Origin of the sequence: Polyangium jinanense (genome assembly GCF_028435265.1) — a bacterium.
In the GTDB taxonomy this organism is placed as follows: domain Bacteria; phylum Myxococcota_A; class Polyangia; order Polyangiales; family Polyangiaceae; genus Polyangium; species Polyangium jinanense.
The window spans coordinates 1-20,764 of sequence record NZ_JAGTJK010000098.1; the positions used below are offsets into that span (position 1 = coordinate 1).

10 protein-coding genes are annotated in these 20,764 nt (G+C 66.7%); 4 read left to right on the top strand and 6 right to left on the bottom strand.

The annotated features are described in order from the left end of the window. Positions 1-215 precede the first annotated feature (215 nt). Entirely contained in the window at positions 216-1,916 is a 1,701-nt protein-coding gene (locus tag KEG38_RS52830; RefSeq protein WP_272428606.1) for a mechanosensitive ion channel family protein, read from the bottom strand. Positions 1,917-2,105: 189 nt separating this feature from the next. Here KEG38_RS52830 and KEG38_RS52835 point away from each other — a divergent pair, with 189 nt between their 5' ends. After that, a complete protein-coding gene (locus tag KEG38_RS52835; protein ID WP_272428608.1) occupies positions 2,106-4,490 on the top strand; it encodes a pyridoxal-dependent decarboxylase in 2,385 nt (794 codons plus the stop codon). A 26-nt stretch (positions 4,491-4,516) separates the two neighbouring features. On the opposite strand, the gene KEG38_RS52840 is transcribed toward KEG38_RS52835, so the two are convergent. Continuing rightward, entirely contained in the window at positions 4,517-9,433 is a 4,917-nt protein-coding gene (locus tag KEG38_RS52840; RefSeq protein WP_272428610.1) for an AAA family ATPase, read from the bottom strand. 411 nt (positions 9,434-9,844) lie between these two features. Between KEG38_RS52840 and KEG38_RS52845 the strand changes: the two genes are divergently transcribed. From KEG38_RS52845 to KEG38_RS52855, 3 genes are all read left to right on the top strand, one after another. Continuing rightward, positions 9,845-13,960, top strand: a complete 4,116-nt coding sequence (locus KEG38_RS52845) for a TOMM system kinase/cyclase fusion protein (protein ID WP_272428611.1) — start codon at positions 9,845-9,847, stop codon at positions 13,958-13,960. A gap of 154 nt (positions 13,961-14,114) precedes the next feature. Then, the gene (locus tag KEG38_RS52850) at positions 14,115-14,708 is read left to right on the top strand and encodes a hypothetical protein (protein ID WP_272428612.1); all 594 of its coding nucleotides are present in this window, start codon (positions 14,115-14,117) and stop codon (positions 14,706-14,708) included. 238 nt (positions 14,709-14,946) lie between these two features. Beyond that, the gene (locus KEG38_RS52855) at positions 14,947-15,315 is read left to right on the top strand and encodes a hypothetical protein (protein ID WP_272428614.1); all 369 of its coding nucleotides are present in this window, start codon (positions 14,947-14,949) and stop codon (positions 15,313-15,315) included. A gap of 4 nt (positions 15,316-15,319) precedes the next feature. On the opposite strand, the gene KEG38_RS52860 is transcribed toward KEG38_RS52855, so the two are convergent. From KEG38_RS52860 to KEG38_RS52875, 4 genes are all read right to left on the bottom strand, one after another. Then, positions 15,320-16,414, bottom strand: coding sequence for an amidohydrolase family protein (locus KEG38_RS52860; protein WP_272428616.1), 1,095 nt, complete (start codon positions 16,412-16,414; stop codon positions 15,320-15,322). A gap of 9 nt (positions 16,415-16,423) precedes the next feature. Further along, entirely contained in the window at positions 16,424-18,613 is a 2,190-nt protein-coding gene (locus tag KEG38_RS52865; protein ID WP_272428618.1) for a TOMM precursor leader peptide-binding protein, read from the bottom strand. A 223-nt stretch (positions 18,614-18,836) separates the two neighbouring features. Beyond that, on the bottom strand, positions 18,837-20,465 hold the full coding sequence (locus tag KEG38_RS52870) for a protein kinase domain-containing protein (RefSeq protein ID WP_272428620.1): 1,629 nt from the start codon (positions 20,463-20,465) through the stop codon (positions 18,837-18,839). Next, positions 20,462-20,764, bottom strand: a 303-nt coding sequence (locus tag KEG38_RS52875; protein ID WP_272428622.1) for an MYXO-CTERM sorting domain-containing protein, incomplete at its 5' end; no start/stop codon positions are given. The genes KEG38_RS52875 and KEG38_RS52870, both read right to left, overlap by 4 nt.

The following is a 20,764-nucleotide window of genomic DNA, read 5'->3' on the forward strand; positions in this document are numbered from 1 at the left end:
GGCAAGTCCTCCGGAGGACCCCCCGGATCCGTCACCATCAGCCGCGGGCTCGAACGACTGGCACCCGCAGCAGAGATGCTACGGGTGCTCAGGGAGAATGGGCTCGCGAGATGAGACCAATGCTCAGGCCCTGGTTCGGGTCGAGGGGCGAACAGCCCCCGCGGGGCCCGGGGCGGCGCCCCGGCGCGGCGGCTCCAGGAAGAGACCAGTCCGCGTCAGGCATCCGCGGCTGGCGGCGAGAAGGGCTGCGGCGGTCCACTGTCCTCCTCGACCGGCTCCGGGGGAGGGGGCGCGCCGACGCGAATTTTGCTCTCAATCAAGACCGCGCGGCGCGGGCGGGGCGCTCCGATCTTCGCTTCGCGCAGCTCGTCCACGATGCGCTCCCGAAGCAGGTCTCCGAGGTCTTCGTCTTGTCCAGGCGGCACGCGCGCGATCACGCGGAGGAGGACCGAGCCCTCGTTGAGCTCCTGCACCTTGACCTCGACGGGGCCGTTCGCGCCCGCCTGCCCCGAGAGCGCTTTTTCGGCCACGGACGCGAGCAGGGACCGCACGCGCGTGAGGTCCTCTTCGTAGGGCACATGCACGTCGACGATGGCGTTCACGTAGGCCTTCGAGTGATTCGCGACCTTGCGGACCTCGCCGTTCGGGATCGCGTGGAGCACGCCGGAGTCATCACGAATTTTGGTGATTCGCACGCCGATTTCCTCCACCTTGCCCCGCACGCCGCTCACTTCCACGAGATCACCCACGAGGAGGAGGTTCTCGAAAAGAATGAAGAACCCAGCCACGATGTCTCCCACGAACGCCTGCGCGCCGAGCCCGATGGCGACGCCGATGACCCCCGCGCCCGCGAGCAGGGGCGTGGGATCGATGGAGGCCTCCCGTAGCACCATCACGAGCGCCGAGAAATAGATCCCATATCGCAAGAAGCCCACGGCCACGGGGACCAAGGTCCTTCGTTGCTGAAGGTTTTCCTTCTCCCCGTCCTTGTCGACGTTGCCGAGGAAGATTTCCTGGACGAACAGGACGCACAGCTCGACCAGCACCCGGCTCGCATAGAAGATCGCGAGGATTCGAATGCCAATCCGCCCCCCTTGGGCCAGCCAGGTGTCGGGGGTGAAGGCGTCGGCCACCCACGTCGCAGCCGACAGATAAACGAAGTAATCGATGACGCGTTTCGTGATCGGCGCGAGGTGGGTCAGGCTGCCCAGGTATTTCAGCGGGCTTTCGAGCCGGGTGAGCCGCGTCGATCGGTCGAAGAGCACGTCGACGAGGACGTGCGCGGCGTTCGCCACGAAGCGGCTCACGTAAAAGGCGCCGAGGATGTACGCGCCGAGGAGGACGCCTCGCTGCACGTCCGGCGCGAGCTCCCCCGCGACGAGGACAGCCGTCCCGCCCAGGATGACCGTCCGGAGCGCGGTGCGGAGGCGAATCAGCGCCTCGGCCAGGGATTCGCGCCGCTTCTCGTCGACCTTCCAATTCGCGAGCCCCTTGCCGAGCGCGGCGACGATGGCCCTCGCGACGGCGTCGACGACGAGCGCGCCGAGGATGATCCCCACCGACGAAAGCAGGCGCGTCTTGAAAGGCCCGGAGGCGTCTTCGCGGAGGCGCGCGACGAAGGCCAGGGCCAGATCGAGCGCCCGGAGCCCCCGGAGGCTCAGGAAGCCCATGGCCGCGAGCGATAGGAGCCCGAGGAGCGCGACGCCGACGACCGCGCTGCGCCGGACGCGCCGCCGAAACTCCGCGCCGACGTCCTTCACCGTCTCCTTGTCGCCGAGCACGGAAGCGCTCAAGAGGACGCTGGAGAGACGCAGGATGGCCGTGACGATGAGCTGTGAAAGCAACATCAGCACGACAATCACGATGCAGAGCGCCACGAGGTTGTGGACGAGCAAATCGAGATTCGGCAAGGTCATCGATGTCCTCCGCGCCGGTTCCTCGGCGGGCTCGAAAAGCGTCGTACCCAGGCGCCCCTCTCGCGTCAAGCCGGAGCACGGCTCGCGCGTGGCCTTGTCCTTGATTCGACGGGATCCCTCTTGTATAGGGTCTTCGCCCCCAGCGGTCGGATGCGCATTGGCGAGCGGGGCAGGAAGGGTCGTGGAGAGATGAGCGACGAGAAAGCCCGGACCGGCAGGCCGAGCGTGAAGCAGTATTTCAAGTTCGGCGAGAGGCCATTCCTCAAGGGGGCGGGGACCAGATCGCCGGAGGCGTGGTTCTTGGGCACCAAGGCCGAGAACGCGGACGAGCTCGAGAAGCTCATCGTGGAGGCCATCCGGGACCATTCCTTCTGGAGGCGGAACTTCCACCCCCAGGATCCCACGCACATCACCGAGCAGGCCAAGCGGCACCCGTCCTATCTCCACGCGATGGACTCGCTGAAGGACAACCTGCGGTCGCTGATGTCGTTCCTCAAGAAATCGGTGCCCTTCTTCAGCGGCCGGTATCAGGGGCACATGAACTGGGACACGTCGCTCCCCAGCATCCTGGGGTATTTCGCGGCGATGCTCTACAACCCCAACAACGTCGCATTCGAAGGGTCGACGTCGACGACCATCCTGGAGATGATCGTGGGCGACGATCTGTGCCGGATGCTCGGCTACACCGTCCCGGAGGACGGCGACACCACGAAGGGGATCGTGAGGCCCTGGGGGCACATCACGAGCGGCGGGACCGTGGCCAACATCGAGGCCATCTGGTCGGCGCGGAATCTGAAGTTTTACCCGCTCTCGCTCCGCGATGCATTGAGGGCCGAGCCCTCCCTCGCCGCGGCGCGCGACATCGAGGTGAGCACGTGTGATGGCAGGCGCGCGCGCCTCGTCGCGCTCGACGCGTGGTCCCTTCTGAATCTGAAGGTGGACGACATCCTCGCGCTGCCCGAGCGCCTCACGGAGGAATACGGCATTTCGAGCGATACCATCACCAAGGCCATGTCGAGCCACTCGCTCCAGCACCTGGGAATGCAGGAGCTTTTCCGGCGCTCGGGGGCGGACGTGCCCGCGTCGCCGGTGATTCTCGTCCCCGCCACCAAGCATTACTCGTTCCCCAAGGCCGCGGCCGTGCTGGGCCTCGGCTCGGCGAACGTGCTCGACGTTCCCGTCGATTGCGACGCGCGCATGAGCCTGTCCGCGCTGGAGAAGATGCTGCGCGATTGCCTCGAGCAGCGGCGGCCCGTGGTCACGGTGGTGGGCGTCATCGGCAGCACGGAGGAGAGCGCCGTGGATCCGCTCAAGGGGATCCTCGAGCTGCGCTACAAGCTCCAGAAGGAGGGCCTGTCGTTCACGGTGCACGCGGACGCGGCGTGGGGAGGTTATTTCGCCTCGATCCTGAGGCCCGACGAGGGGCCACGCGCGAGAGACGAGCGCACGGGTCCGGTGCCCGAGATCGGGATGAGCGGATACGTGACCTCGCAGTTCTCGGCGCTCGGCCGGGCGGATTCCATCACCGTCGATCCGCATAAATCGGGTTACATTCCTTATCCGGCCGGGGCGCTCTGTTACCGGAATTCGGCCATGCGCGACATGGTGACATTCAAGGCGCCCTACATCCTCCACGGGGACGCCGAGCCCACCGTCGGCATCTATGGGCTCGAAGGGTCCAAGCCGGGAGCGGCGGTGGCCGCGGTGTACCTGAGCCACAAGGTCATTCGACCCACCCGGAGCGGATACGGGCAGATCCATCGGCGGGCGCTGTTCAATTGCAAGCGGTTTTACGCGCGGCTGCTCAGCATGGCGAGCCCGGAGGATCGGTTCGTCGTGGTCCCCGTCCCGCGGCTGCCCGCGGAGATCTCGGGCGCCGACGTGGAGACCGAGCGACGCTTCATTCGCGAGCGCATCGATCGGCGTAGCGTCGAGGATCTCCTGTCCGACCCGGAGGCGATGGCGTTCCTGCCCGAGATCGGGCCCGATCAGAACATCCTGACCTACGCCGTGAACTTCAGGCACCCGGACGGAACGCTGAATACGAGCCTCGAGCTCGCCAATCGATTGAACAAGGCGATCTACGATCTCCTGAGCATCGATCCCGGAGACGACATCTATGGCTATCGAATGATCGTGAGCACGACGGACTTCAGCGAGGAGCACTACGGCAATGTCTTCATCGAAGATTACAAGCGACGCCTCGGGGTCGCGTCGTCCCCCGGCACCACGGTGACGGTGCTCAGGTCCACGACGATGGAGCCGTGGATCCTGGAGACGCCCGAGGGGTCGATGCTCGACGTGCTGGAAAACGAGCTCCGGGACGCGATCTTCAAATCGATGATGCGCGACTCGATGTTCCAGATCTTCGAGGAGATCGACGCCAACCGGGATGGCGTGCTCGACGTGGGCGAGGTGATGGCCAAGTTCCGGGAGAAGGGCTATCGGGATACCGAGATCGACGAGTTCTTGCGCCTGTGCGACATCGACAGGAGCGGAACCGTATCCATCGACGAGTTCCTGGGGGCCTTCTCGCAGTTCGTGGCCAAGGGGGCGCTTACCGCGGGCAGGTGACGCGGCTCTTCAACCGATCGACGTTCTCAGGAAGGTTTGCCCCGTCCGAAGCTCAGGCACGCACGCAGGCCATCGCGAAGGTTGGAGCGCGTCAGGATGCTGCTCAGATTGACGTCGAGCGAGATCATGGCGCGCGCCACGGCGGGCTGGATGCCCGTGATGACACTCCTCGCGCCGAGGAGCCGCACGGCTCCGATGATACGCACGATGTGCTCGGCCGTCCCCGGATCCATCTCGCCGACGCCGGTGAGATCGATGATCGCGAACTTCGATTGGGTCTCGACGATGCGCGCGAGGAGGTTCTGCGTGATGATGGCGGAGCGCTCCTCGTCGATGACGCCCACGATCGGAATGGTGAGCACGCCGTCCCACACCTCGAGGATCGGCGTGGAAAGGACGCGGATGAGCTCTTTTTGCTGCGCGATGAGGTCCTGCTTTTGCAAGAGCTCGATCTCCTGCCGGTGCTGCTGCTCGGCATTGAGCGAAAGGATCCGAGCGTTGGCTTCCTCGATCTCCATGGTCCTCGCGCGCACGTTTTCCTCGAGGCTCGAATAGAGCAGCGCGTTTTCGATGGAAATGGCGACCTGCGCCGACAAGAGCCGGAGCATCTCCATTCGATCCGGCGTGAACACGCCGGCTGCGAGCTCGTTTTCCAGGTAGATCACCCCGACGAGGCGCCCTTGCCGGAGGATGGGCGCCGAAAGGAGCGATCGGGGCTGGCTCTTCTCGATGTAGGAATCTTCCGCGAAGGGGCTGTTTTTCGCCCCTTCGTGGAGGACGACACTCTCCGCCGTCCTCGCCACGTATTTCACCACGCTGGTGGCCAGATCCTGGCGCGATTCCAGGGGCGACGCCGGGAGCACACGGATCTCCGACCGATCGATATGGCCCTCGGCCCGGATCACGAGCCGCTCGTTTTCCCGAAGGATCACGAACCCCTTTCGAGCGCCCGCGCTCTCGAGGATGACGTGCATCAGCTTCTGGAGGAGCCGGGGGAACAGGATCTCGCCCGAGATCGCCTGCGAGGCCTTGATGACGACGCCGAGGTCGAGCTCGCGCGCGGCGTGATCTCCGTCCGGCACGCGTTCGACGCGGCGCAGCCCGGTGTCCGGCCGGAGCACGTGCGGGAAATCCTTCTCGAGGCGCTCCGTGACGCGGACGGCGCCCCACCGAGCATAGGCCCGATGCGCCTCGGCCAGGTACGCACGCGCGAGGAACGACCTGCCAAGGTCGAGGTAATGACGGGCGCAGAGCTCGTTGCCCAGGGCCTCGTCATGGGCGAATCCTCCTTCTCGGGCGGCGGTGATCCCCTGGTCGTACAGGTTGCCCGCGCCTTCGGATTGCTCGATCCGGGCAAGCTCTGCCTTCAGCAAGAGGCTGCGGTGGCGTAGGCTCTCCGGATTGAGCTCCGCCCAGAGGTCCATTCTGCGCACGCAATCGTGGAGCCTCGCGAGGTACGCTTCTCGCAGGTCCGGGGACACGGTCATGGAAGCCCGCGCGAAGGCCACTCCGCCATAAAAGTAGAAGCAGGGCGTCGCGTGCCAGGCCGGGAGCATGACGTCGCCGGCAGGATCCGTCGTGCCCCACATCTCCGCGACCTCTTCGTAGGCGCCCTTGAAGACACCTCCGATGACGTCGTATACGTTCGCGAAGTAGAGCGAAGCCGTGTTGTTGATCTTCCGGGCTTCCTCCTTGATGACGTTCATGTCGACCCAGGCGACGCGCGACGACGTGTCCGCGTCCGCGGGCCTGCCCAGATCCTCGCAAACCTCGGCGATGGCGCTGACCATCCAGGTCATTGCGTTGAATTTGTCGAGCTTGCAGAGCGGCTGGTATTGCCGTGCCTCTTCGAGGATTTCCTGGATGTGGCGCCCCTGGAGAAGGCTGTTCGTGCTGGCATTGGCCGTGTTGTAGAATGCCCAGATGTATTGACCCGTCTCGACGCCGGTGTGCATTCCTCTGCGCAGCGTCGCCTTGTAGGTCGTATAGCCCTCCTTCCAGTGCTGGACCCACGCCGCCCACATGTTGGCCAGCATGGCCTCGGACTTCTTGTCCGGGTGAATCTCGTTGAGGCGGGCTGCCGCTCGGCCGAACTCGTACCCCTTCTCGACATCCATGCTGGCGCACAGGACGGTCCCGAAGTTCATGAACGCGAAGATCGAGTTCTTGGAGATGCCGTGGGTCAACGTGTTTTGCAGCATCTTCATGATCGTGATAGCCAGGTTGTTCGTGCCGAGCTGGTAGCAGGGCGTGAACAGCTCCTGCAGGACATCCTGCAGCACGGCGATCTCCGGGTCGTTCTGCAAGGGCAGGTCGATGAGCGAGGCGACGGGCCGGTCGCCGATCATGGCGAACGTCTGCGCGCGCTCGGCGGCGAGCGCATTCGCGTCCGGGAAGGGCGGCAAATGGATGCCGAATGCTCGCAGTGCAGCGAGCCCCTCGTCGAGGGCGGCGAGCAGATCGTTCTTCAGGATCTGCACGTTCATGATCAGGCGCCGGACCTCCGTCTGGTGCAGGCGCCCCTGGGCTTTCTCGAAGCAAGCGGCGAGGGTCGCGAGCGCGTCGTCGTGCCGCTCGCAAAGCGACTCGAGCGTGCCCTTTTTCGTGTGATAGGCGAACGAAAGCCCGTACTCCGAGCTCCACGCGTCTTGGGGCAGCATGGAAAGGCCATGCTCGAGATACTTGAGCGCAGCGGAGAAGGCGCCTGACTCCTCGGCGCGCCCGGCGACCTTCAAATTGAGCCGCGCGGAATCGAGCCGCGCGTCGGGCGCCGTGATCAAATCACCCGCGTTGTTCAGGTGATTGACGATGTCGAACAGGTTCTGGCCCTTGTCGGGATCCAGCTTGAGGAGAAGGATCTGTCCGATCCGATAATGGCACGCGGCCCTCTCCCCCGCCGGGATCAAGGAGTAGGCGGCTTCCTGGATCTTGTCGTGCGCGAAGCGGAGCTGTTCGCCCGCGGTCACGATCAAGCCCTCGCGGATGGCTTCCTCCAGGCTCGCGTACGTCTCGTCGGGAGGGGTCGCGCTGACGGCGTTCAAGACCTCCAGATCGATGATGTTGCCGATCGCCGAGGCCACCCGGAGGACGTCTTGCGTGCGCGGCGGGAGGCGCCGGATGGTCTCCGCCATGAGGCCGAGGACGTTGTCGGAGTAGTCCAATCGCTCGATGGCCGACAGATCCCAGCGCCATCCCGCCGTGGGATCGCGGTAGAGCACCTTCGCCTCGTACAGGTGCCGCATGAACCGCTTCACGAAGAATGGATTGCCGCCCGTCTTTTTCAGCACCACCGAGGCGAGCGCGTCGCCGTCGCGTACGCCGAGGCTGTCCTTGATCAGGGCGCTCAGGTGGGCGATCTCGAGGGGTTCGAGGACGATGTCGACGACCTCGATGCCGCCCTGCTCGAGCTCCTCGAGCGCGACCATGAAGGCGTGGGTCGGGCTCACCTCGTTGTCCCGGTAGGCGCCGCAAAAGAAGAGAGCCGCCCTGTCCTCGTCCGCGAGGATGGTCTTGATCAGGCTCAAGCTCGCCGAGTCCACCCATTGCAGGTCGTCGAGGAAGATCACGAGCGGGTGGGCCGGCCGGGCAAACACCGAGACGAACTTCTTGAAGTAGAGGTTGAAGCGGTTCTGCGCCTCGACCGGGCCGAGCGCGGGGACGGGCGGCTGCTCGCCGATGATGTGCTTGATCGAGGGCAAAAAGTCGCAGAGGACCTGCCCGTTGCTGCCGAGGGCGCTCAGAATGGCGTCCCGCCACGCCGCGAGCCGCTCCTCGCTCTCGCAGAGGAGCTGCTTGATGAGCGCGTCGAACGCCTGGATCACGGCGCTGTAGGGGGTGTCGCGGATGTACTGGTCGTACTTTCCGCTGATGTAATAGCCCTTTTCCCGCGCGAGCGGCTTCAAGATCTCCTGGACGAGGGAGGATTTCCCGATGCCCGAATATCCCGACACCAGGATGATCGCTCGCCTGCCGCGGAGCACGTCGTCGAACGACTCGATGAGCTTGCGGATGTCCTTTTCCCGACCGTAAAGCCCCTGATGGATCTGGAGGAGGTCACTCCTGTCGTGCTGGCCGAGGACGAACGGCTCGATCCAGCCGATCGCCTCCCATTGCCGCTGGCACTCCGCGAGGTCGACCCGCAGGCCCTCGGCGCTGTTGTAGCGATCCTCGGCGCCCTTGCTGAGCAGCTTGAGGAGGATGGCGGAGAGCGCCTCGGGCACCTCGGGCCGCGCCTCCGAGGGCGAACGGGGCGTCGCGGCGATATGGGCGTGGATCAGCTCGAGCGGGTCCTCTGCCTCGAAAGGCCTGCGCCCCACGAGCATCTCGTAAAAGACGACCCCCAGCGAGTACATGTCCGTCCGGTAGTCCACGCTGCGGTTCATGCGGCTCGTCTGCTCGGGCGAGGTGTAGGGGAGCACCTCCGACAGGACGCGGCGGCTATAGATCTCCTCTTTCTCCCGCGTCACGACGCAATCGACGCCGAAGCCGGTGAGCTTGACCTGATTTCTCTCGCCGAGCAGGATGTTCTGGGGCCTCATGTCACCGTGGATGAGGCCGTGGCGGTGGATCTCGGCCAGGGCTTCGGCCAGCGAGATGCCGAGGCCCAGGAATTCACCGATTTCGAGCCTTCCGCGCCCCTGCAGGACGCTGGCCAGCGTGGAGCCGGGAACGTATTCGGTGATGACCGCCAGGCTATCCCGTTGCTCCTCGACGCCGTGGACCTTGACGATCTTCTCCGAATCGATCCGTTGAACGATGCTGTAGGTATGCTTGAGGCGCGCGACATCCGCGATTCGGCTGTAGTCGGCCTCCATGACCTTCACGGCCACGGTGAGCCCGTCGGTCCACCGGCGGGCGCGGTACGTCACATATCTGACGCCCTCGCCGATTTTGGTCGTGATCTCGAACCCCTTGACGTCGGCCGTTGTTTCGTCAGTTGCCAAGAACTGCGACATAGCTCCCCCTGTCCGGCGCGTCGCTTCCACGCGCGTCGCGCCCCTTTGCGCATCCCTGCGCCCCTCTCCACGGTCTGCTGATGAAACCAGCAGTCTAGAGGCGCGCTTGTGGGGAAATCAAGCGCGGACAAATCTATCCCGCTTGGGACGGATGTGTTCCGTACTGCTGTTGCTTACGGAGATGGATTTGCGAAATTGATTACGGATGCAGGCGGTGGACGAGCTCGAGCGTCCTCACCGCGCGGGCGGGGGCGGCCATTGACATCCTCGAAGGCCCCGAGCGCCTGTGTCGGCTCGACCTGGCCGTCCTCCCCGACGGACGAGCGAGCCTGCCGCTAGGCCCCCACGTGCGCGAGCACGTATTGTGCTTACCAGCGCCCGTTCTAACTTTGACACCACGTGCTCGGCGAGGGGGGCGAGATGGGCGGCACGCCGGTGAGGAAAACGGCAATCAGCACAGCGCTCGTAGGGCGATACGAGCTCCTCGAGACGTTGGGCGAGGGAGCGTTCTCCACCGTTTACAAGGCACGGCAATGGACCACCAACCAGGCGGTCGCCGTGAAAGTGCTCCGGATCGCGGAGGACCCGAGGGGGCCCCTGCACGGCAAGAGAATCGCTCGCTTCCAGCGCGAGGTGCGCATCTGCGCGCAGATGCACCACCCGAACATCGTGCATTTGCTCGATTCGGGGCAGCCCGAGCCAGGGCTCGTGTATTCGGTCTTCGAGTTCGTGCCCGGGAAAGACCTCGCCAAGGTGCTCGCCGAAGAGGGCAGCCTGAACCCGCTCGAGGCGCAGCACTTCATGCTGCAGGTCCTCGACGCGCTCGCCTGCGCGCATGCGAGCGGCGTGGTGCACCGGGACTTGAAGCCTGCCAATCTCATCGTGACCACCACCGGCGCGCGGCGAAACGTGCTCGTGGCCGATTTCGGCGTCGGCGCGCTCGTGGAGGAGGCGCGCGGCGACGCAGGCCGGATCACGATGACCAACGAGTCGCTCGGGACGCCCGCTTATGCGGCACCCGAGCAGCTCCGCGGGCTGCCCCTGACCCGGCGATCGGATCTCTATGCGTGGGGGCTCGTCTTTCTCGAATGCCTCACCGGCAAGCGGGCGGTCGAGGGCGCGACGGTGGCCGAGGTGATGGCCGCGCAGCTTTCGTCCGAGCCCATTCCCATCCCCGCGAGGATCGCGGACCACCCGCTCGGCCGCATGCTCCGGCGCGTGACCGAGAAGGAGCCCGCCGCGCGAGGCGTGACGGCGGAGAAGCTCCTGCGCGAGCTCGAGGCCCTCGATCTCAGCGATCTCGCGCCAAGCGACTGGACAGCGCGACCTTCGCCAAAGAGCACGGACGAGGCTCGGGCCCTCGGCAGCGACAGCCCGGAAGGCAGCGGAGAGAGGCGCGTGCGCCTGATCGAAGGGGAGCGGCGGCAGATCACGGCCGTATGCTGCGCATTCACGGCCGGGAGCGTGAAGCCCGGCGCCGTCGAGCTCGAGGAGCTCGACGAGATCCTCCGCGTCCAGCAGGATGCGTGCGTCCAGATCGCGCGGGCGCGCGGCGGGTACGTCGCGGGCGCGCTCGGCGGTGCGCTGCTGTTCTACTTCGGTTACCCGGCCGCGCGGGAGGGAGACGCCCAGCGAGCGGCAGAGGCGGCCTTCGCCGCGCTGGACGAAATGTCCCGGCAAAGCGCGGCGCTCGAGGCAAGGCGCGGGGTGCGAGCCGAGCTCCGGGTCGGCATGCACACGGGCATGGTGGTCGCGCGCGAGCTGCGCGAGCCGGCGAGCGCGGGCCCGGGGTACGTCGTCGGGGGGACGCCGAAGCTCGCGTGCCGCCTCAGCTTGCTGGCGCAGCCCGGGGCCATCGTGGTCAGCGGGGAGACGTACCGGTTGCTTCGCGGCCATTTCGCATTCGAGGAGGGCGGGGAGCACCGGCTCGACAACGTCACGGCCCCCGTGGAGTTTTATCACCTGCAGCAGGGACCGCCGGAGGGCGAGAGGATGGCGCCCCTCGTCGGTCGCGCACGGGAGCTCGAGACCCTGCTGGAATGGTGGCGCCGGGCGCGCGACGGCGCTGGGCAGGCCGTCGTCGTGTGCGGCGAGGCAGGCATCGGAAAGTCACGCCTGATCCACGAGCTCCGGGAGCGTATTCGCGGCGAGGACCATACGTGGCTCGAATGCCGGTGCTCGCCGCACGCCATGAACAGCCCGTTTTACCCGATCATCGAGGCCTGGATGCGGCTCCTCTGGCCGGAAGGAGAGGCGAGAGCCGAGGGCAGCGCGGAGCGGCTCGAGGCGCTGCTCACGACGTATGGGTTCGATCTCGCCGAGGCCATGCCCATCCTCGCGTCGCTCCTTTCGATTCCGCTGCCCGCGCGGTGGGCGCCGCTCGACGTCTCGCCGCAGAAGTTGCGGGAGCTCACCCGGCATGCCGTCCTTTCGTTTCTCTTCGAGATGGCCGAGCGGGAGCGGCTCGTGCTCGTGGCGGAGGACGTGCACTGGGCGGATCCGAGCACGCTCGAGCTGTTCACCCAGCTCACGGACGAGCTCGCGTCGGCCCGCGTCTACGCCATCTTTTGCGCGCGCCCCGAGGTCCTTTCGCGCTGGTCGCCCCCCGCGGCGCACCACGTGAAGCTCGAGCGCCTCGGTCGGCCCGAGGTGGAGCAACTGGCCCGGGCGGCGACCGCGGGGCGTTCGCTCCCAACGGAGGTGCTCGACCGCATCGCCGCCCGCACCGATGGGGTGCCGCTGTTCGTGGAGGAGCTCGTCCAGATGATGATCGAATCCGGCGCCCTCGTCGAGCAGGCGGGTCGTTATCAGCTCGCCGACCGGCTCTCGGATTTCAGCATTCCGAACACGCTGCGGGATCTGCTCATGGCGCGCCTCGACCGGCTTGGCAAGGCCAAGGAGACGGCCCAGGTGGCCGCGGCGATCGGCCGGGAATTCACGTTTGATCTCATCCGCGCGGTGAGCCCCCTCGAGCCGGACGAGCTCCGCGAGCACCTCGACCAGCTCGTGGCCTCCGACCTCGTCCACTGCAAGCGGCGGCTGAAAAACCCCGTCTACCTGTTCAAGCACGTACTGGTCCGGGACGCGGCGTACGAGTCGATGCTGAAGCGATCGCGTAGGGAGGTGCACGCGCGTATCGCGGCGGCGCTGGAGGAGAAATTCCCCGACATCCCCGAGGCGCGGCCCGAGCTCTTCGCCTATCACCTCGCGGCCGCGGATCAGAAATCGCGGGCCATTGGATATGCGCAGAAGGCCGCAATGTCGGCGCTGCAGCGGTCGGCCAACCGGGAGGCGATCGAGCACGCCACGGAGGCGCTGGGCTGGCTCCCCGTCATCGAGGACGCAGGGGAGCGGGCCGTCGTCGAGCTCGAGCTGAATGGGAGCCTGATGCCTGCGCTGATGGCCACGCGCGGCCACGCGGCCCCGGAGCCCGCATCGGTCGCGCGGCGCTCCCAGGAAATCCTGGACCGGATGGGGGACCATCCGCTCGCGTTCGTCGCCTCATGGACGCTTTTGCTCTATTACCATAATCTAGGATACCGCGATCAGCCCATCGCGATGGCGCAGCAGCTCCTCGCCGCTGGGGAGCGCAAAAACGAGCCAGTGCAGCAGGCGGCCGCCTTGATCGTGCTCGGGGAATGCCTCTTTCTCGCGGGCCGATTCGAGGAGGCTCGGACCAGCCTGGAGCGCGCCCTGATGCTGTACGACCCCGCTGAGCACCATCAGTATGCCGTGATGCTCGGTACCGACCCCCAGGTCCATGCCCAATCGGTTCTCTCCCTGTCGCTCTGGTTGATGGGTTATCCAGAGCGATCGCTCGCGCTGGGCATGGCCGCCCTCGCGCGGGCGCGTGAGCTGAAACACGCCAATACCCTCGGCCTCGCGCTGGTGTACGTCGCCGGGCTTCGGCATTATCGGCGCGAGCCGGAGCAAGTCCTGGAGGTCTCCTGCGAGCTCATCGATCTGGGCGAACGAATGGGCCTCGACCCATGGAGGATGATGGGCACAGCCCTGGTCGCGTGGGTCGAGCGCGACGTCGAAGCGGTATCACGTTGCGTCTCGATGTTCCCCTCCTTCCAAGGGCAGACTGCATTGCCCTATTGGAGCTCACTCGTCGCAGAGTCCGAGGCAGCCGTGGGGAGGCTCGGAGACGCGTGCGCGCGCCTCCGGCAGGGCCTGGCGCTCGCAGTGGAGTGGCGCGAAGTCTACTACGTGGCCGAGCTCCACCGATTGCTGGGCACGTATCTGCTCGCACTGGGCCAGGGCGAAATGGGCGAAGCGGAGCATCATTTCCGCGAGGCGATCGACGTCGCCCGCGGGCAGGGCGCGCGGATGCTGGAACTGCGCGCCACGGTGGAGCTCTGTCGCATCCTGCAGACCCGGGGACAGATCGACGAGGCGCGGAGAATGCTGGAGGAGGCCCATGGGTGGTTCACGGAGGGCTTCGAGACCGTGGATCTGAAGGATGCTCGCGCGCTCCTCGGGGAGCTTTCTCCTTCGTCGCAGAGCCGCTGAAATCGAAGGGAGCGGGTTTCGAGGCGGAAATGCCGGTCTCTTGACCGGCAGAGGGGTCGTCCCATGTTCGCGCCGAGGCGAACGGGCGGGCGACGTGGTCCGCCGTTCGAGACCGTGAAAAGGAGAGCGAGTCATGACGAGGATGTGTGACCTTTTGGCGCTCGCGGCGGCGGCGTTCGCGCTTTCATCGCCGGCTTCCGCGTTGGAGGCGGAGGAGCGCGAAGCCCCTGAAGAGGAATCGGTCGCGGAATTCGAGGCCGCCATCGAGGACTTCTCCTTGCTGTGGACCCGGGTGAGCTCCAGGGCGTGGAGCGACGCAAGGTTCAAGCAGGAGCTACTCGCAAACCCTGCGAGAGCACTCGAGACGCACTTCAACTTCAGGGTTCCGCGTGGCGCGAGTCTGGAGATCGTGGAGGGCCGACCCGGGCAGCCCGTCACATCCGAGCTGATGGTGACGATTCCGCGGAGGCCAGCGAGCGGCCCCGCTGTCGTTCCGGACTTGTTCGCCTCGTCCGAGCCGTGGGGCCGGGTGGTCACCAAGGCGTGGAGCGACGCAAGGTTCAAGCAGGAGCTACTCGCAAACCCTGCGAGGGCGCTCGCGACGCACTTCAACTACCGCGTTCCGCGTGGCGTGCGTCTGACGGTCGTGGAGGGCCGACCCGGGCAGCCCGCCGCATCTAGGCTGAAGGTGACGCTTCCGCCGACGCCCACCATCGGCCCTTATGGCATTCCGAGGGCGTTCTGTTAACCCCCCCTGCAGCCCGTAAAGCCGGGCCTTAGGGGCCCACAAAATCTCCTGGAGCACGCCCTCGTAGCTTTGGGTGCTCTGTCGTCATGTCGCAGAGCCGCTGAAATCGAAGGGAACGGCGTTCGGGACGAAACGCCGGTCGCTTGACCGGCGGAGGGGCCGTCCCATGTTCGCGCCAGGGCGAACGGACAGGCGACGTGGGGTGCCGCCGTTCGAGACCATGGAAAGAGAGCAAATCATGACGAGGAAGAGTGACCTTTTGGCGCTCGCGGCGGTGGCGCTCGCGCTTTCATCGACGGCTTCCGCTGCGGAGACGGAGGGGCGCGAAGCCCCCCAAGGGGGATCGGCCACGGAATCCGAGCCGGCCGAGGACTTCGCCGAGCTCTGGACCCAGGTGGTCACCAAGGCGTGGAGCGACGAGACGTTCAAGCAGGAGCTGCTCGCAGACCCTGCGAAGGCGCTCGAGACTCACTTCAACTATCAACTTCCGCCTGACGTGCAGCTGGAGATCGTGGACAGCCAGCCCAAGCAGCGTGCGGTATACAAGATTACGCTCCCGCCGAGGCCGGCGTACATGCGAGCGATAGAGCTCGGTACGTTTTGCTGAATGCCTACAGTCCGTAGAGCCGCGCCGGATTGTCCCACAGAATCTTCTGGAGCACGCCTGTGGGGAGCTTTTGTCCGAGCGGGCCAAGTTTCTCCGTGATGTCGCTGTCGTGATCGAGGTGGGGAAAGTCCGTCCCGAAGATCAGGTTGTCCTCTCCGAGAAATGAAATCACCTCCGGGAGGTAGGGCTCGTCGGGCTCGATGGCAATGAAGCATTGACGCCGGAAATACGCGGAAGGTTTTTCCCGGACGTTCTCCGCGACCTCGCCCGCAAGGTTTCGGTATTCGACCTCGTCGAGCCGCCACAACCAGTACGGCAGCCACCCGCAGCCGGCCTCCAGGAACGCGACGCGCAGCCCCGGATGCCGCTCCAGCACGCCCCCCTCCAGAAGCGCGAGGAACGCCATCATCTGTTCCATGGGATGCGAACAGGCATGCAGCGCAAAACGGGTTTCGAATCGATCCGCCCCCGCGGTGGGGACGCGCGCGTGCGCGCCCTCGTGGACGGCGACCGCCACATCGAGCCGCTCGCAAGCGGTCCAGAAAGGCTCATAGGCGGGATCACTCAGGAGCCGACCTTTCACCGGATTCGGCCGCAGCACCACCGCGGTCCACCCCCACGCCGCGACGCGCTCGAGATCCTCGACCATGGCCGCCGGGTCGTGGACGTTCACCACCCCGACGCCTCGGAGCCGCGCTGGATCGTGCGCGCAGAAATCGTGCAGCCAGCGATTGTATGCGCGGGTGAAGGCCCCAGCCAATGCGGGATCGATCGTGTCGATCCCGAGCAGGAAAAGCGCGATCGTCGGAAAGAGGAGGGCGATATCGACGTGGGATCGATCCATCGCCCGGAGCTGCGCGGCGGGGTCTCTCCCTGCCCATAACTCGGCGCTTCGTTGGGCCCCGACGGCGGTGACTTCGCGCTCGGCGCGCTCGGAGATCTTGTGATGGACGGGCTCCCCATTCAGCATCAGCCTGGGCATCCGCCCATCGCGACCGATATCCTCGTAGTACGGCGCGCGCTCGCGGAAGGGCTTCTCCAGGTAACGCTTCCACATGTCCGTCGGCTCGATCACGTGACGATCTGCATCAATCAGCATGTTCCCTCCTCAAGTCAAAAAAGGCACAGGATTGAGTTCCGCCTCGTGGAGGGCGCGATCCCGCCACCCCAGACGTACGGGCACGTCATAGAGGCGCCCGGGCCCGAAGCGCGGCCAGAAATGCCGGAGCCCCGGGACCGTCACCTGGACGACGCAAAGGCCGAGGTCGGGCCGGGTCTGGTCGAGCACGAGCGTCTCGAGCCCCGCGCGGGCCGCGAGATCCACGCACGAAAGGACGTCCGCGGCGAGGTCGTTCCCCTCGCGAAGGCGCGGGGCTTTTCCGCCCGTTCGGGGGAGCGTGTCCTCGGCGGGGATCAAAAAGCTCCGGTCTTCGAGCGTTCGTACGTCGAAGAGCGGGGGCAAACGGCCCGTGGGGTCGTACACCTGATTCAATTCGGTGAGCGCGCGCTGCGCGGCCACGTGGATGTCGAGGTGGCAGCCGAAGCCAGCGTAAAACTCTCCTTCTTCCTGCCCGGCCGCCAGCGCGACGAGAACCGGAATCCCGAGGTCGCTCGTGATGTCGAGGACCCAGGGCGGTCGGCCCAGCGAACGATACGTGGCCTCGAGCTCCTCGAAATAGGGGTCGTCGAAGCTCGTGATGTCGACCCCGGGGCGACGCAGCCGATTGTACCACCAAATGGCCACGGCGTCGCGCTCGACGAGCTCGAGGAAGCCGTGCAGGATGGCCTCCTCGAGGCAGTTGCCGGCGGCGTGGCCATTGGAGCTATACGCGCAGAAGCACTCCCCGGGGGCGACCGGGACCTGATCGTAACAATAGGCCGTCGGCAGGTATCGCCGCCGCTCGGTCGCGAGGGACCATACGGGCGTCCAGTCGATCTCGCGCCGTTCGTCGAAGGGCAGCGGTACATGCCATTTGCGGCTCCGCGCGGCCGTGTTCCAGGCGTCACGCGTCCGGTACTGGGATTCGCTGAAGCCCTGGAGATCGTGCGGGTGGACGCCCTCGTCGCAGAGCTCGGCCAGGCGAGCGCGGAGCGTGGGCTCGTCCCCCTGGAAAATGGCGCTCACTCGCTCGATTCCTTCGCAGAGCGCGCTCGTCCGCGCCTGCGCGGCGTTACGCCCCTTGCCGCCCGCCATGGCATGGAAGTCCCCCGGGCCCCGCGCTTCGACCGGCATCACGGGATAACGCGCCCCGTGGAGGAACCACGGCGGGCCCTCGCGCTCGGCGATGGGCTCGACGCTTCCGAGGACACCGGTCACGGGGCTGATCAAATGCCGATATCGCGCGAAGGTCTCCTCCGGGGAAATCACGCGGCTGCCGCCCTCCTGCGCGGCCAGGCGCACCCGGCGTTCGAGCGTCGGGGGTTCTGCGGCGCGCCGCCTCAGGAGATCCGGGTCTCCGCAGGTCGGGCATTGCGGGCGCCGCTGCACCGCGTGCTTCTCGAGCGCGAGGCGCCCGAAATCGAAGACGAGGACATGGTCTTCGATTTCGCGCCACGCGCCGCCGGCGACCCACCTCGCGATCACGAGCGCTCCGAGCTCGTGGGCCACGGAAAGGCCGAGAGGGCTCGCCGGGCGCGGGAGGGACGAACCGCCACGCGCGTCGGTCCGATGCAAGAACGTTTGCACGGGGCGATGCGCGCGGATCCGGGAGGCCAGACAATCCCAGCAGGGTCCCCCCGGGCGGAACATCGGCCCCATCCAGGGCGCTGCCCCGGACGGCTTCACGGGCATCCAGCAAAAACCTTCGGCGAGGGCCTGCCGATGGATGTTCGCGAGCTCGGGCGCGAGGTAATCGCCGACGAGGACGATCCGTAGCCGAGCCCCGGGCTCGACCCTCATCCCGGCCGCCTGGAGGGATTCACAGAAAATGGCCGAATCCACGCCCGCGAGCGCTTCGACCGTCACGGGCATTCCCGAGAGGCGCTCGGCCGCGACGTCTCCCGCGACCCCGAGCAAACGCCAGAAGGCGTCCTCGGCGGGAGGTGTGAGCGAGGCAGGGGCGAGGTAGCCGTTCTGCTCGAGCAGCGTGATCGTATAATATACCTCGGGCGCAGTGGCTTTTCCCCGCAGGGCCGCGATGATCTGCGCATTCGTGCGTACGCCGTCCAGGAAGGGCGCGACCAGCGCGTAAAGGCGCCCCCGCAGGATCGTTTCGTCGTGCTCCCCGAGGAGCGCAAGGCAATCCGGGCCGAGGAGCACCGGGCGAACGTGCGGTGCGAATCGCAAGACTCTGTTCATGTCGCACATCCATCGCAGATGGCTGACCAAAGGAAGTGGCCCGTGGGCCATTGGAAGGCGAGGGAGCTTAACAGAAATCGCGGCCCCCGCGAGAGCGGACGCACCTCTCTCGCCGAGGATGAGCTCCCCTGTTCCGGACGGCCGGCCATCGTACGCGACGATCGACACGCAGGAGCTTCGGCCGTAGCTCCATGGTTTTTCCGTGTTTGTCTACATGATATGTTTACGAAGGGGTCCCCTTCTCGCCGCGGAGGAGGAATACCTCGACGGGACGGTCGAGGCCCTCGACGGGCAACGCCCCGCCATGCGCGAGCGTGAAGGGCCCTTCGAGGAGCCGGGACGTGGTGCTGCTGAGGACGATGGTATCGGGGGCCGCGAGCGCGCTCAGGCGTGCGGCAATCGCGGGGGTGGTCCCGAGCGCGTGCGCCGGGCCGCGCATGTCGCGGTTGCCCGCGAGACCGGTATGCAGGCCGATTCGAACCTCGAGGCGGATCCCTCGTTCCGCCTCGAGCCGGGCGCTCTGGCTCTGCACCCTCGAAAGGAGCTCGAGCGCGGCGCGACCCGCGGAAACGGCGCCGTCTTTCGGCGCCGCATCGCTGCCGAAGTAGCTCAACACCTCGTCGCCGAGCGCGCCGGCGAAGCGCCCGTGGTGGCGGCGCACGAGGTCGGCGCAGCTCGCCTGCTCGCGGCTGATCAGCTCCTCGACCTCCTCGATATCCATGGCGTCGGGGCCCGGGCCGAGCGCGGTCAGGCCATAACAAAGGGCGGTGAGCTGCCGTCGATCGGCCTCGGAGGGCCGCTTCGACGGGACGAGCGCGAGGCCCCGGCCCGAGGCCCGGGGCCGCAAGGGCAGGGTCGTCTGCGACCGCTGGGCGCGCCGGGCCGCGGGCTCGAGGAAGGACTCTCGCCGCAGCCCGTTGACCTTGCAGGCCTGGAGCCTCCAGAAGAGTCCCTCGGCGTCGACGTTGCGCTCGCGGACGTCTTTGACGAGCGCCTCCCGCAGGAGCTCGCCGAGGGGGTGGCCCCAGAGCGGCCTGGGAATCGGGACGGGCGCGCTGCTCATCTGCTTGAGGAGGACCTCTTGCAAAGAGCCCCCCGTGATGGCCGGCTTGCCCGTGAGGCTCTCCAGGAAGACGAGCCCCCATGCATACAGGTCGGAGCGAGCGGTCGGCCGCATCGCCTTGATCTGCTCCGGCGCGGCGTATCCGGGCGTGCACACGACTTCATTGGTGGCGACCGTCTTGTTCGGGCTCGGCCCCGCCATCGCATCGACGAGCGCTCCAATGCCGAAATCGAGCACCATGGCGTTCCGCCGCGCGCCCGTCGGGACCACCATGATGTTCGCAGGTTTGATGTCCCGATGGACGACCCCTTGTGCGTGGGCGCAACAGAGCGCATCGAGGACCTGGAGCATGAGGTGCCTGGCCTCGCGCGGATCGAGGGCGCCCTCCCTGGCGAGGACGTCCGCGAGGTTCTCCCCCGGGACGAATTCGAACACGGTGTAGAGGAGCCCCTCGGGCGTATGGCCGGAGTCGATCAGGCGGACGATGTTGGGATGGTGGAGTCGGGCGCAAAGCCGTATCTCGCGCTGGAAGCGCGCGACGCGCCGGCTGTGGTCGCCCGCTATGCCGGAGCGCATGATCTTGATGGCGACGAGCTGGCCCGTCGCGACCTGGCGCGCCTGATAGACGGCGGCGAATCCTCCCTGGCCGAGCTTGGCTAGGATCTCGTAATGACCCTGGAACAACGAGCCAGCCCCGATCGTCGACCCGGGGACGCGCTCGACGAGCGTGAGCGACGGTTGCGGGGGCTGGACCTCGCGTTGGCTTGCGCTTACCCGCTTCGGAGTCACCTGCGAAGTATATGCCGCGCCTTGCAGGGTGGGATGCTCCAGGCGTGTCGAATACGACGGCCGCGCGTCATGAACAGGCCAAGGCCGACGAGGAAGAGGGCCGCGTGGCTGTGATCGTCGGCCCGGGCGCCCGGTACACTACAGTCGCAACTGCCCGCTTCGGACGTGGAGCTGCCGCCGCTGCCGGCCGCGCCGCCGCTACCGCCCGCCCCGCCGCTGCCGCCCGTGCCGCCGCTGCCGGCCGCGCCGCCGCTACCGCCGCCGCCACCGCTGCCGGCCGCGCCGCCGCTACCGCCGCT